This is a genomic window from Neorhizobium huautlense, assembly GCF_002968575.1.
GTDB classification, from domain to species: Bacteria; Pseudomonadota; Alphaproteobacteria; order Rhizobiales; family Rhizobiaceae; genus Neorhizobium; species Neorhizobium huautlense.
In genome coordinates, this window is record NZ_PVBM01000017.1 from 71,614 (window position 1) to 84,674 (window position 13,061).

The 13,061-nt window shown below is 58.9% G+C and carries 11 protein-coding genes; 4 read left to right on the forward strand and 7 right to left on the reverse strand.

Annotation, left to right across the window (positions count from 1 at the left end; genetic code table 11):
* Nucleotides 1-9 precede the first annotated feature (9 nt).
* Entirely contained in the window at nt 10-2,046 is a 2,037-nt protein-coding gene (locus tag C5L12_RS18295) for an ASKHA domain-containing protein (RefSeq protein WP_105373483.1), read from the forward strand.
* A gap of 74 nt (nt 2,047-2,120) precedes the next feature.
* Here C5L12_RS18295 and C5L12_RS18300 read toward each other — a convergent pair whose 3' ends face one another.
* Complete coding sequence (locus C5L12_RS18300) at nt 2,121-3,059, reverse strand: LysR family transcriptional regulator (RefSeq protein WP_425350809.1); 939 nt, start codon at nt 3,057-3,059, stop codon at nt 2,121-2,123.
* 169 nt (nt 3,060-3,228) lie between these two features.
* On the opposite strand from C5L12_RS18300, the gene C5L12_RS18305 reads away from it, so the two are divergent.
* Both C5L12_RS18305 and C5L12_RS18310 read left to right on the forward strand, forming a co-directional pair.
* A complete protein-coding gene (locus tag C5L12_RS18305; protein WP_105373484.1) occupies nt 3,229-3,435 on the forward strand; it encodes a hypothetical protein in 207 nt (68 codons plus the stop codon).
* Between the two features lie 226 nt (nt 3,436-3,661).
* Nucleotides 3,662-4,690 carry a GlxA family transcriptional regulator gene (locus C5L12_RS18310; protein ID WP_105373537.1) on the forward strand — a complete coding sequence of 343 codons (1,029 nt, stop codon included), beginning with the start codon at nt 3,662-3,664 and terminating at the stop codon, nt 4,688-4,690.
* A gap of 107 nt (nt 4,691-4,797) precedes the next feature.
* On the opposite strand, the gene C5L12_RS18315 is transcribed toward C5L12_RS18310, so the two are convergent.
* The 3 genes from C5L12_RS18315 to C5L12_RS18325 form a co-directional block, all read right to left on the reverse strand.
* Nucleotides 4,798-5,649, reverse strand: coding sequence for a response regulator (locus tag C5L12_RS18315; protein WP_105373485.1), 852 nt, complete (start codon nt 5,647-5,649; stop codon nt 4,798-4,800).
* Nucleotides 5,650-5,806: 157 nt separating this feature from the next.
* Nucleotides 5,807-8,320: a GcvT family protein gene (locus C5L12_RS18320; RefSeq protein ID WP_105373486.1), complete on the reverse strand. Its 2,514-nt coding sequence runs from the start codon at nt 8,318-8,320 to the stop codon at nt 5,807-5,809.
* A 150-nt stretch (nt 8,321-8,470) separates the two neighbouring features.
* Nucleotides 8,471-10,945, reverse strand: coding sequence for a mechanosensitive ion channel domain-containing protein (locus tag C5L12_RS18325; RefSeq protein ID WP_245422965.1), 2,475 nt, complete (start codon nt 10,943-10,945; stop codon nt 8,471-8,473).
* 167 nt (nt 10,946-11,112) lie between these two features.
* On the opposite strand from C5L12_RS18325, the gene C5L12_RS18330 reads away from it, so the two are divergent.
* On the forward strand, nt 11,113-11,367 hold the full coding sequence (locus tag C5L12_RS18330) for a GlsB/YeaQ/YmgE family stress response membrane protein (RefSeq protein ID WP_105373487.1): 255 nt from the start codon (nt 11,113-11,115) through the stop codon (nt 11,365-11,367).
* 9 nt (nt 11,368-11,376) lie between these two features.
* On the opposite strand, the gene C5L12_RS18335 is transcribed toward C5L12_RS18330, so the two are convergent.
* The 3 genes from C5L12_RS18335 to msuE all read right to left on the reverse strand — a co-directional run bounded on the left by C5L12_RS18335 (nt 11,377) and on the right by msuE (nt 13,055).
* Nucleotides 11,377-11,934: a DUF924 family protein gene (locus tag C5L12_RS18335; protein ID WP_105373488.1), complete on the reverse strand. Its 558-nt coding sequence runs from the start codon at nt 11,932-11,934 to the stop codon at nt 11,377-11,379.
* Nucleotides 11,935-11,943: 9 nt separating this feature from the next.
* Complete coding sequence (locus tag C5L12_RS18340) at nt 11,944-12,435, reverse strand: heme-degrading domain-containing protein (RefSeq protein WP_105373489.1); 492 nt, start codon at nt 12,433-12,435, stop codon at nt 11,944-11,946.
* 68 nt (nt 12,436-12,503) lie between these two features.
* Nucleotides 12,504-13,055: an FMN reductase gene (gene msuE / locus C5L12_RS18345; RefSeq protein WP_105373490.1), complete on the reverse strand. Its 552-nt coding sequence runs from the start codon at nt 13,053-13,055 to the stop codon at nt 12,504-12,506.
* Nucleotides 13,056-13,061: the final 6 nt, after the last annotated feature.

Sequence of the window (13,061 nt, forward strand, 5' to 3'; positions counted from 1 at the left end):
CCTAAGAGAATGAACGATACCTCGAACCACCCCCTCGTCCTTTTCATGCCGTCCGGCAAACGCGGCCGTTTCCCGGTGGGGACGCCCGTGCTCGAGGCTGCGCGCCAGCTCGGCGTTTATGTGGAGAGCGTCTGCGGCGGGCGGGCGACATGCGGCCGCTGTCAGGTATCGGTGCAGGAAGGCCATTTCGCCAAACACGGCATCAGGTCCTCCGAGGACCACCTCTCGCCGATCGGGCCTAAGGAAGAGCGCTACGACCGCGTACGTAGCTTGCCGGAAGGACGCCGGCTTTCCTGCTCCGCCCAGATTCTGGGCGATCTCGTCATCGACGTGCCGCAGGATACGGTCATCAACGCGCAGGTGGTCCGCAAGGCCGCCGACGAGCGTGTGTTCGACCGCAATCCGGCAGTTCGCATGTGTTACGTCGAAGTCGAAGAGCCGGATATGGAAAAGCCGCTCGGCGATCTCGATCGGCTCAAGGCAGCACTCTCCGCCGAATGGCATGTCGACGATCTCGATGTCGATTTTCACCTGATTCCCCAAGTTCAAGCGATCCTGCGCAAGGGAGAGTGGAAGGCGACGGCCGCAATTCACAAGGACCGCGACGACGACCGTCCGCGCCTGATCGCCCTTTATCCCGGCCTGAAGAACGAAGCCTACGGCATCGCCTGCGACATAGGCTCGACGACCATCGCCATGCATCTTTCCTCGCTGCTGTCAGGACGGACGGTCGCTTCCGCCGGTACGTCCAATCCGCAGATCCGCTTCGGTGAGGATTTGATGAGCCGCGTCTCCTATATCATGATGAACCCCGACGGCCTGGACGCAATGACGGCTGCCGTGCGTGAAGCGCTGAACGGGCTGATCGACAAGGTATGCGCAGATGGTGGCGTGTCGCGCGAGGATATTCTCGATTGCGTCTTCGTCGGCAACCCGATCATGCACCACCTTTTCCTCGGTATCGACCCCACCGAGCTCGGGGGGGCGCCTTTTGCACTTGCCGTCTCTGGCGCAGTTCAGGTGAAGGCGAGCGAGATCGGCTTGCCGATGAACAAGGGTACGCGGACCTACTTGCTGCCCTGCATCGCCGGCCATGTGGGTGCCGATGCCGCCGCCGCGACACTATCGGAAGGTCCGCACCGGCAAAACGAAATGATGCTGATGGTCGATATCGGCACCAATGCCGAAATCGTGCTCGGCAATTCTTCCCGCGTTGTCGCCGCCTCCTCTCCCACCGGCCCCGCCTTCGAGGGCGCCGAGATTTCATCGGGCCAGCGTGCCGCGCCCGGAGCGATCGAGCGCGTCCGCATCGATCCCGTAACGCTGGAGCCGCGCTTCCGCGTGATCGGCGTCGAGCAATGGTCCGACGAGCCGGGTTTCGCCGAAGCGGTCGCAGCCAGCGGCGTGACCGGCATCTGCGGTTCGGGCATTATTGAAGTGGTCGCGGAAATGTTTCTCGCCGGCATAATCTCCGAGGACGGCGTCGTGGACGGGTCATTGAGCTCGCGATCGTCGCGTATTCTACAGAACCAGCGCACCTACTCCTATCTGCTGCACGAGGGGGAACCTCGGATCACCGTCACGCAGAACGATGTGCGCGCCATCCAGCTCGCCAAGGCGGCTCTTTATGCCGGCGTGAAGCTATTGATGGACAAGCAGGGCATTGCCCATGTCGACCGCATCGGCCTCGCAGGCGCCTTCGGCACGTTCATCGATCCCAAATATGCAATGGTGCTGGGCCTTATTCCGGATTGCGATCTGTCCAGGGTAAAAGCGGTCGGCAACGCAGCAGGCACAGGTGCCCGCATGTGCCTGTTGAACCGCAGTTATCGACGTGAGATTGAGGAAACCGTCAGGAAGATCGAAAAGATCGAGACGGCTCTGGAGACAAAGTTTCAGGACCACTTCGTCGCCGCCATGGCGCTGCCGAACAAAGTGGACGACTTCCCTCAGTTGAGCTCTGTCGTGACCCTGCCGGAGCGGAGGATGTCGGAAGCCGCCACGGGTGGTGATGGCGGCGGCCGCCGCAGACGGCGGCGGGATTAAAGACCAACCGGTGAGGCAATCGATCCGAGGATCGGTTGCCTGTCCAATGGAGAGCCGCCCGCCACGGGCAATTTCTACGCCGCGGCGGCGACCATCGCGCCAAACGCCTCGCGGATGCTCTCCGCGACGGCCTTGCCAGGGATCGACAATTGCGGCGCGGTAAGAAGCCGTATGTCGAAGCTGATCAGCTCCGGCAACCCCTCCTTGGGTCCGAGCACCTGCATGTCGTCCGTGACGTAGGACCGCGGGAAAGGTGCGACGGCAAGGTCGGAGAGCACCGCTGCCCGTTGCGCCATCGTGTGGGCGCTGGCATAGGCGATCCGGTAGCTTCGCTTATGTCTCTCAAGCTGTGTGATTGCATCCTGCCGCCACACGCAACCGTCCTCCCACACGGAGATGGGCAGCGGATCGCGCAGATAGGCCGTACCGCATTTTGCCCCCGCCCAGACGAGCTTTTCAGTATAGAGCACCTCACCGCCGGTCGGAAAAGGCCGTGTCGCGCAATTGATGAGCGCGAGATCAAGCCGCTGTTCGTCCATGCGTTTGCGCAGAAGAATACTCTGATCCACCGTGACGTCGACCATGATGCCCGGAAAGCTCTCGCCGAAATCCTTGAGCACCTTCGGCAGGAGCCTCTCGCCGACATCATCGGGAGCCCCGAGCCGTACAACCCCTGAAAGTTCGGGCATGACGAAGCGAGAAACCGCTTCATTGGAAAGCGCCAGCATGCGCCGTGCATAGGAAAGCAGCATTTCGCCGTGCTGGGTCAGCGTTACTGAACGCGCATCACGCAGGAAGAGCGTCGTCTTCAACTGCTCTTCCAGCTTCTTGATCTGCATGGAAACGGCGGATGGCGTTCGCAGCACTGCATCCGCGGCGGTCGAGAAATTGCCAGTCTCCGCGATCGCGACGAATGTACGCAAAACATCATTGTCGAGCACCGGGAGCGGCGGACGGAACGGGACGGTCATGAGATGCTCCATCAAAAAATCTGAACTTAAACACCATATCATTTCGTTTGATTGAATGTCAAACCCGGCGCATAGTCCACACCATCGGAAGCAAGCGTCAATTCCCAACAGAATTTCATGAGACGCATCACATGCATCCGATTGATTGATGGATCGGCGGCGCTCATTCTCCCAGTCAAGCACCGCCTGCAATGACCCAAGGAGAACTGTTATGACTATGATCACCTATCAGGAGAGCGACGGCTCCCGGTTTCGGCCGTCATCGTTCGTCTCGTTCGTCCGCCCTGCCCTACGTCTCACTGTAAGACTTCGGGATGAGTGGCAGCGTCGCAAGACGGAGAAGATGCTGGAAGGCCTTCCCGCAGAAATCCGCAAAGACATCGGATGGCCGACGACCAATGCCGCACCGCGTAGATAACTCACCGAACACATGGCCTGCATGTTAAAAGGATGCGGGCCATGTGATATCGTGTGTTCCGTGGATGCGATTTTTTAGATATGTTGAAAGCTGCGACACCCCAATGTCGCAAAAATTTTATTCCCTCGTCGTCAAAAGCCCTTCTCCCCTCCATTTTTCCATGCCAATGTCGCTTTTGAATTAGAGGCAGGCCGCGATGTACGGCCACGGCAAGGGGAATGATCGCATGGACATATCCAGCAAATACCCGGCGAAGAAGCGTTCCCTCGTCTTCTTTCTGGTGCCGAACTTCACCATGCTGCCTTTCGCGGCAGCAGTCGAGACCCTGAGAATCGCCAACCGGATGCTGGGTTATCCCGCCTACACCTGGCGTCTCTGTTCCGCCGACGGTGAAAAGGTGCAGTCCTCGAGCGGCATAGAACTCGAGGTCAACTCATCGCTTGCCGATGAGCGGCGCTACCTTTCCGGTGAAAACCGGCCGAACATGGTCATTGTCTGCTCCGGCGTCTATGTCGAAGAATTCCAGAACAAGTCCGTGAATGCCTGGCTGCGGGAGACTTACAATCGCGGCATTGCGGTCGGCAGCCTTTGCACCGGCGCCCATGTTCTTGCTCAGGCCGGACTGCTGAACGGCAAGCGCTGCGCCATCCACTGGGAAAACCTGCCCGGTTTTGCCGAAGCCTTTCCGCAGGCGGAGGTTTACGCCGACCTCTACGAAGTCGACTCCAACCTCTATACCTGCGCAGGCGGCACGGCGTCGCTGGACATGATGCTGAACCTGATCGGCCAGGATTTCGGCGAAAATCTCGTCAACCGGGTCTGCGAGCAGCAATTGACCGATCGGGTGCGCAATCCGCACGACCGTCAGCGCCTGCCATTGCGGGCTCGCCTGGGCGTCCAGAACGCCAAGGTGTTATCGATCATCGAACTGATGGAAAACAATCTCTCGGAACCACTGTCGCTCGTGGAAATCGCAGAGGACGCCGGATTGTCCCGACGGCAGATCGAACGGCTGTTCCGCCAGGAAATGGGCCGTTCTCCCGCACGCTACTATTTGGAAATCCGCCTCGACCGGGCCCGGCATCTGCTCGTTCAGTCATCGATGCCGGTCGTTGAGGTGGCCGTCGCCTGCGGCTTCGTTTCAGCGTCGCATTTCTCCAAATGCTACCGCGAGGTCTACAATCGCTCGCCGCAACAGGAACGGGCTGAGCGCAAGCTCAACATGAACACTTCCCGCACCGGCGTCGTGGTCTGAACCCGAAAAACGGATCAGCCCCGAATGGTGCTGCCTTTCATAACTACGCCGGGCCTCCTTTTGGGAGGCGCCGGCGCAGAAGCTGGCACATTGGCCGTCTTGGGGCTTCAGGCGACGCTTTTGACGGCCGCCGTCTCCTTCAGCTTTGCCTGCATCGAACGTATCTGAACCAGCGTGTCCAGGTTCTGGTTGACGCGGCAGTAGAACTCCTCGTCGATGAAGGGGCGCAGCATGAAATCATTGCCGCCTGCCTTCAAAAAGCGAGCGGACAACAGCCGGTTCGAGGAGGACGAGACCCCGATGATTCGCAACTCATGTGACCCGCGCACCGAACGTATCCGACGCGTCAGTTCGAAACCGTCGATATCAGGCATGTTGTAGTCCGTTACCAACAGACCGATGTCAGGGTTCTTCTTGAGAATTTCCAGTGCCTTGGCGCCGTTTTCTGCGAGGCTGACACGAAAATTGTAGCGCTTGAGGCGGCTGGAAAGCAACGCTCGCGCTGTGGGACTGTCATCGACGATCAGCACATGATGGCGGTGATTGGTGAGGAAGCGGCAGACCGATTCAGCCAGCATTTCCACGGCGAAGACATTGTCCTTGAGGATATAGTCGACGATGTCCTTGGACAGCAGCTTGTCCCTCGTGTCTTCATGGAATGTCCCGGTGAAGACGATCGTCGGGATCGAGAGGTCGATCAGATATTCCAGCGCCTCCCCGTTCTCCGCACCCGGCAGATTTATATTGGAGATCGCCAGCGTGACCGGCTCGCCGGATTGATCATAGGCAAGCTGCAATTCTTCGAAATTGCGGCAAATTTCGACCTCAATGCCAAACAGCTCCTTGAGCCGCGTGCCGATCATCGAAGTAAAGACATTGGAATCCTCCGCAACCAGGATGCGGGAATTTGCCAGTGACTGGCCGGAATACTGCATCCCGGAAATGCCGAGGAATGTCATAAAGCCCCTTATCAGTAAGTACTGTCCCCTCTTGGAACACTCTTACTGTCAACGGTTTGCAGAACCGTTAATCCCGGCAACCAGGACCGCTTCAAAATGGAACGGGCGACTTAAGAGCCGCCCGCCAACGTCAAGAAAGCTGTTTCAGCCCGTTGTTTCAGGCGCGGAGCGCTGCATTGTCCGCGTCGAACGGACTTTCCGGCACCACGCTCGCGTTATACAACGTGCCCAAGATCTTGATCTTGAGCTTGGTTCCGGTCTCGGCATAACCGGGTTTTACCATGGCAAGAGCCAGCGACTTGCCGATTCGCCAGCCATAGGCACCATTGGTGGCACGGCCGATCAGCTCGCCCGCCTCGTTGTAGATCGCCTCGGAACCGCGCGCATCCACATCGTTGGCGCCCTCCACTGCCAGGGTGCAGAAATTCCACTTGAGCCCCTTTTCCTTGTAGGAGAGCAGCCCTTCCTTGCCGAGGAACTCCTTGTCGGTCTTGATGAAGCGGTCGAGGCCGGATTCGTAGGCATTGTATTCGATCGACATTTCGCGCGGAATGAGCCGGTAGGACTTCTCGACCGACATGGCGAGCATGGCGCGAATGCCGAACGGCTTGATTCCGAACTCGGCGCCAGCCTCCATCAGCTTGTCGAAAATATAGTTCTGCATCTCGATAGGATGGTGCAATTCCCACCCGAGTTCGCCGACGAAGTTGACGCGCAGAGCGTGGGCGGAGGCGATGCCGATGGCGATCTCCTTGCCGGAAAGCCAAGGAAAATCCTTGTTCTCCAGGCTCGTCCTGGTGAGCTTCTTCAAGACAGAGCGGGATTTCGGACCGGCGAGTACCAGCACGCCGAGCTTCTGGGTAATCTGCTGCAGCCGGACGGAACCATCTGTTGGCGCAAGCTTACGTAAGTAGTCGTGGTCATGAGCCTCATAAGCGCCGGCGGAAACGAGATAGAAGCGGCCCGGCGCCCATTCGTAGACGGTGAACTCGGAACGAACCCCGCCACCCTTTGTCAACAGATGGCAAAGGGCGATCCGTCCCTGCTTCTTCGGTATTGCGTTGGCGAAAATCGATTCGAGCCATGCGCGTGCACCTGGGCCGGAAACCTCCATCTTCGCAAAGGCCGACATATCCAGTACGCCGACATTCTCGTGGACGTTCTTCACCTCGTTGCCGACATGCTCGAAATAGTTCGAACGGCGGAACGACCATTTTTCAACAATCCGGCCGTCTTCCAGGGCGGGCGCATGGTTGTGGCCGGTGATGACCTCGGCACCAACGCCAAGCTCATCCTTCGGCACTTCGTAGCCCTCAGGCGCAAACCAGTTGGCGCGTTCCCAGCCGTAGACGGAGCCGAAAACCGCACCGAGATTCTTCAGCCGGTCATAAACGGGCGTCGTCTTCAAAGGACGGGCGGCTGAGCGTTCCTCATCCGGATAATGCATCGTGAAAACATTGGCATAGGCCTCTTCGTTCTTCTCGATAAGATAGCCTTCCGTAGCGTAAGGTCCGAAGCGACGAGGATCGACGCCCATCATATCCACGGTCGGTTCGCCGTCGACGATCCACTCTGCCAGCTGCCAGCCGGCACCGCCTGCCGCGGTGATGCCGAAGGAGTGCCCCTCATTGAGCCAGAAGTTTTTCAGCCCGGGAGCCGGTCCGACGATCGGGGAGCCGTCCGGCGTGTAGGCGATCGCGCCGTTATAGACTTTCTTGATACCGACGTCTCCGAAGGCGGGCACCCGCGTGATCGCCGTTTCGATATAGGGCATCAGCCGGTCGAGATCCTCCTGGAAGAGTTCGTATTCGCTCTCGTCCGACGGGCCGTCGACGTAACAGACGGGCGCGCCGACTTCGTAGGGGCCGAGCAGCAGGCCTCCATTCTCTTCCCGCATGTACCAGGAGGAGTCTGATTCGCGCAGGACCCCCATTTCAGGCAGGCCCTTCGCCTTGCGTTCCTGAATTGCCGGATGCGGCTCGGTGACGATATACTGGTGCTCGACCGGAATGACCGGAATGTTGATGCCGACCATCTCCCCGGTCTTGCGGGCAAAGTTGCCGGTGCATGAAATGAGATGCTCGGCGGTGATCTCGCCCTTGTCGGTCGTCACCTTCCACAAGCCGTCGGGTTGCTGCGAAATTGCAGTGACGGTGGTGTTCCGGTAGATGGTAGCCCCCCGATCTCGCGCGCCTTTGGCGAGCGCCTGGGTAAGATCGGCAGGCTGGATATAACCGTCGTCTGGATGCTGGATGGCTCCGAGAATTCCGTCGGTTTCGCAAAGCGGCCAGATTTCCTTCACCTGCTCCGGGGTCAGGATATTCACTTTGACCCCGATGGTTTCCGCGATGCCGGCATAATACATATACTCTTCCCAGCGGTCCTTGGTGCGGGCAAGGCGAATGTTGCTGACATTCGAAAAACCGACATTCATGCCGGTTTCGTTCTGAAGCTCCTGATAGAAGCGCACCGAATATTTATGGAGCTGGCCAACCGAATAGGACAGGTTGAAGAGCGGCAGAAGACCGGCAGCATGCCATGTCGACCCGGAGGTCAATTCCTTGCGCTCGATGAGGACGGAATCGCTCCAGCCCTTTTTGGCCAGATGGTAGAGCGTTGAAACGCCGACCACGCCGCCGCCGATCACCACCGCCCGTGCATGTGTCTTCATGGAATGAACCCCTCTTCGGCCTCGAGTGACCGTCTGTCAATCTGCTGGGACTATGCAATTCCGGCCGGTCGGCCAAACGCCTGATTACGACATGCCTGCATCCAGCTCGCGACCCGATACGACATTCCATCATCCGAAGACGGAAGGCGGTCAGGCGCCGCCCCGGCCATCGGCTTCGTCCGGCAGGATGGGCTTGCCGCGATGAAAGACGATCTCCTGCTGCGGGAATGGAATAGCGATCCCTTCGTCCCGGAACCGCTTCAGGATTGCGATCCTGAGATTGTTCCGAATGCGAAGTCCCTCGCCCATATCGGCGAGGTGGAAGCGCAGCTCGAAGTTCAGCGACGACGGGCCGAAGCTCAGGAATTCCACATGCGGTTCGGGATTGCGCAGAACCTCGGGAATCTGATCGACGAGCTCCAGCAGAATATCCATCACCTTCTGCGGTTCGGTGTCGTAGCTTACCGAGACCGGTACTTCCGAGCGGCCGATCTTGTTGCGGTGGGTCCAGTTGCCCACAGGCGAATTGATGAGATCGGAGTTCGGCACGATGATCGACTGCTTGCGGAAGGTCTCGATCTCGGTCGCGCGTACCGAGATGCGCTTGACGATCCCTTCCGTGGCGCCCGTTATCACGTGATCGCCAACCTTGAAGGGGCGTTCCACCAGCAGGATCAGGCCGGACACAAAGTTGGACACGATGTTCTGCAAACCGAAACCGATACCGACCGAGAGTGCGGAGGCGACCAGCGCAAAGCTCGACAGGTTGATGCCCGCTGCCGAAACGCCCACGATGACCGCAAGGCCGATGCCCAGATAACCGATGCCGGTCTTGACCGAATTGCGCACGCCGAGGTCGACTTGGCTTCGCGCCAACACATTCCCGTCTATCCACTTCTGCACCCAGCGGGTGACAACGTATCCAACGCCGAAGAGGAGGATGCCGCCCAGGATGCCGATGATCGAGATGGAAATATTGCCGATGCGGATCTCCGTAAAGAAGCCGTAGATCCAGGCTTCGATATCGGCGATCTGGAAACCCCAGGTGAGCAGGATCAGCGGTATGCCGAACAACAGCGCGAAAGCGTAAATGCCGAGACCCGCCACAAGCCCGGCCTGGTCGAGCGCCACCTCGTTGAAATTGAACCGATCCGCGAGCCTTCTGCCCGCGGCCGTATCGGTAAACGCGCCCTGCTTGGAAATTGCCTTGCCCGACAACAGACCGACGTAGATCAGCACGATCACCGCGCCGGTGAGGACGATCTGGGTCGAAGCGAAGCGGGCAAGCCCCACATAGCCCGTCAATACCGCGAGAATGAGCAGGCCACCCATCACTCTCAGCAGCAGTGGGAAAAAGCGCGGCCATGCGTGGCCATGTCCGTCTGGGTCCTCGCCTTCGACGAGCCGTGGCTTGATGAAGGAGATGGCAATCAAAATGAGGCCGATGATGAGGGAAGCCAGCAGGCTTTTTACGATTGTCAGGACAAGCGGCGAACTCAACGCCTCGCTGATCGCGCCGAGCAGATAATCCAGTCCGTTGACGACCGCCATTACAAGGATCGCCCATGTCAGAAGGCGCGCTCCCCGATTGGTAAGGCGCACCAGCCGCCATTCCGGTTCACCGGGAGCCATGACGCCGTAGGTAAGCTTCCATACGAAATAGACAAACCACACGAAGCCAAAGAAAGTCGCGACGATCGGCGAGATATCGGCCCTTAAAACATTGAACCCGTCGAGGAAAACAAAGGAAGCTGCGAGAAAGGCCGCAAGCGACATCGTCTGGATGACTGTCGACCAGAAGGCAACCGAAAGACGACGGATGTAGGATGGCGTCTCGTGGTTCTCTCGGCGGATGAACCGGCCGAAAAGCCTGTAGCCCCCGCGCAGAAACAGAAGGCCCGCGGCAAGCGACAAAGCCATTGCGCCGAGGAGCTGCAGCTTCTTGAACTTCCAGATAAAACCGATCCAGCTTCCGAAAGTGGAGCCGAAGTTGCGGACCTCCGCCACAAAGGCGTTCCCGGCATCGGCGAAAAGCTCTGCGGAGAGTTCCGTATGGCGAAACAGGGTCTGAGTGAAAAGCGTGCGGCGAAGATTGGTGATCGTATTGGCAAGCTGAGTAGCGCTGTTCGACAGGTTGCCGGCATCGTCAACGATGATGTTCAACTGCGAACGTTCGTTGAGAAGGCGACTGCGTTCTTCGGCGACCGCAGGCACCTCAGGCGGCTGCCCGCTGGCCGGCGGCTCCCCAAGGCTGGCAAGGCGCCCCTGGATCTGTTCCACGCGCGTTTTCATCGCGTCGGAGGCGGCGCGCATTTCCTTGACGATCTCCTCGGCTTGAAGCCTGAGCTCCGCCAAACGGGCATCGTCATGGGATTCATCCTGAATCCGTGTGCGGAAACCATTGAGCTGCTGACGAATGGCGTCCAGCTTGCTCTTCATGTCTTCGTTGATCGAATCGACCGTCACGTCGGTTTTGGCTGGCGGCTGCGATTGCTGCTGCGCCTGCGCCAACACATTTGCCGGCACACCGACAAGCGCGGCGCTCGTTGCGATCAGAAAAGCTGCGAAAAACACGCGGGCCACGCGCGAAGAAGTTGAACGGCCGGTCTTGAAGGGTCGTGCCAAGGGTCTGCTCTTTATCTCTCTCGATCGGATTCGCGGGCGAAAATAGAGGCACTTCAAGGCGAAGAAAAGGAAGCTTGCGCGGCTCCCTCAAGAATTGGAACAAACGCAGGGAACCCGGGAACATTTTTCGCGTTACCTTCCGCCACAACCAACAGGAGGGTAGGCTTATGGAAGGTGATGCAGGGATCGGCTGGATTGCGGCAATTATTATCGGCGGGATTGCCGGATGGCTCGCCGAGCAGTTCATGAAGAGCAATATGGGCGTCCTCATGAACATTCTTCTCGGCATTGTTGGCGCCATCATCGCCAACGCCATTCTCAGCGTCTTCGGCGTCGTGCTCGGCGGCTGGATCGGCTATCTCATCGCAGGCTTTATCGGGGCCTGCATCCTGATCGCTGTCGGTCGCATGATACGCCGGTAGCGCCTGATATCAGAAGCCGGCGCCGGGTCTCGACAGATATTCGAGCTCGGCGGCGGTGGATTCCCGCCCCAAAAACGCGTTTCGGTGCGGAAAACGCCCGAATTGCCTGATCACCGCCCGGTGACGTTCCGCGTAGTCGAGATATTCGGCATCTCCCAGCAGCGCAAAAAGCTCCACCGATCGATCCTGCTCGACGAGATTTTCCGAATGTTCGAACGGCAGGTAGAAAAAGCCGCGCTGCTCCGGCGGTACAGCGAGATCGGCGCCAGCTTCAATTGCAAGCTTCGCTTCCCTCAGCGCTAGCCAATCGGTGGCGAATGCCAGCGGCGTGCCACGATAAAGATTGCGTGGGAACTGGTCGAGCACGATGACGGCTGCCAGACGATCTTGAGGAGAGCCACGCCACACATCGAGCTCACCGCGGGCAAGCGACAGATGCGTCGGCGCAAAATGCCTCCGCATCGCCTCGTCCAACGCCTCGTTTTTCTCGAACCAGTCCTTGCGATTGAGCTCCTTGAACCAAAAGGAAAACACCTCGTCAGGGGTCTTGATATCGGTCTTGGCCATGGGCGTTCCTCAATCGAGCCGGCAAGTGGAGATATCTGTGCCGAGCAGGCGCGAGAGGGCCTCCACGACCAGATTGTGATCTTCCCGCTGCGGCAGACCCGACACCGTTACGGCGCCGATACAGCCGACGCCGGTGACCTCAATCGGAAAGCTGCCCCCATGAGCCGCGTAATCGGCGGACGACAGACCGAAACGGGATTCGAGCGTCGCATCCTGCTGCGCGAGTTTTCGACCGATCAGGTAGCTCGACTGAAAAAACCGCAGGACAATGTTGCGCTTGCGCCGCACCCAGCTTTCGTTGTCTGGCGACGAGCCGGTAAGAGCCGCGTAAAAGGCCGGCATGGAATGCAGCCGCACGTCGATCGCTACGCCAAGACCTCTTTCGGTTGCCATATGACGAAGCAAGGATCCCAGATCCCACGCGGTACCGAGGTCGAACCGATCGAAGACGAGGGACCTCTCCTGCTCGGTGATCCTGGCAATATCCTCCTCGATGGCCATGCCTGTTCTCCCTATGCTCGTTTGGACGGCGCGGGCATAGATGACGACAAAGCGGACGAAAGTAAAGTTCAGCCGGTAGCAGCGAACTCTTGAGCCGGCAAGAAAGCGGCGAGCTCGTCGACGGCGAAACCAATTCTCTGGCGCAGCGGGTCCGAGACTATCCGATAGTCGGAAAAATCCTTGTCGGAAGCATAGACGGCTGTCGGCAAGGTATGGGCCATGAAGAAACCGAAGAGCGGCCGCAGCTGATGCTCGACCATCAACGCATGCCGGTCACCGCCGCCTGTCGCGGTAATCAGGACGGGCTTGGCCCGAAGCTGCTCTGGATCGATCAGGTCTATGAAGTGTTTGAAGAGACCCGAATAACTTCCTTTGTAGGTCGGCGAACCTATGATCAGTAGATCCGCTCCGACCACGTCGTCCAAGACAGCGGCGGCGGTCGCGTCGAGGTCGCGTTGGTGTTGCGCTTGGCCAAGGGACGGCCCGACATCTGCCATATCATAAATTAAAGGCTGGAAGCCGTATCGGTGAGCGGCGATCCTGGCGATATGCTCGACCAGCACGAAAGTCTTGGAGGGCCGGTTATAGCTACCGGCAAGACCGACAACCTTCAGAGCCATGGAAAA

What these genes read in the sequence shown, in the direction of transcription:
- C5L12_RS18295 (WP_105373483.1), top strand. Translation starts at nt 10, where the DNA reads ATGAACGATACCTCGAACCACCCCCTCGTCCTTTTCATGCCGTCCGGC.
- C5L12_RS18300 (WP_425350809.1), bottom strand. Translation starts at nt 3,059, where the DNA reads ATGATATGGTGTTTAAGTTCAGATTTTTTGATGGAGCATCTCATGACC.
- C5L12_RS18305 (WP_105373484.1), top strand. Translation starts at nt 3,229, where the DNA reads ATGACTATGATCACCTATCAGGAGAGCGACGGCTCCCGGTTTCGGCCG.
- C5L12_RS18310 (WP_105373537.1), top strand. Translation starts at nt 3,662, where the DNA reads ATGGACATATCCAGCAAATACCCGGCGAAGAAGCGTTCCCTCGTCTTC.
- C5L12_RS18315 (WP_105373485.1), bottom strand. Translation starts at nt 5,649, where the DNA reads ATGACATTCCTCGGCATTTCCGGGATGCAGTATTCCGGCCAGTCACTG.
- C5L12_RS18320 (WP_105373486.1), bottom strand. Translation starts at nt 8,320, where the DNA reads ATGAAGACACATGCACGGGCGGTGGTGATCGGCGGCGGCGTGGTCGGC.
- C5L12_RS18330 (WP_105373487.1), top strand. Translation starts at nt 11,113, where the DNA reads ATGGAAGGTGATGCAGGGATCGGCTGGATTGCGGCAATTATTATCGGC.
- C5L12_RS18335 (WP_105373488.1), bottom strand. Translation starts at nt 11,934, where the DNA reads ATGGCCAAGACCGATATCAAGACCCCTGACGAGGTGTTTTCCTTTTGG.
- C5L12_RS18340 (WP_105373489.1), bottom strand. Translation starts at nt 12,435, where the DNA reads ATGGCCATCGAGGAGGATATTGCCAGGATCACCGAGCAGGAGAGGTCC.
- msuE (WP_105373490.1), bottom strand. Translation starts at nt 13,055, where the DNA reads ATGGCTCTGAAGGTTGTCGGTCTTGCCGGTAGCTATAACCGGCCCTCC.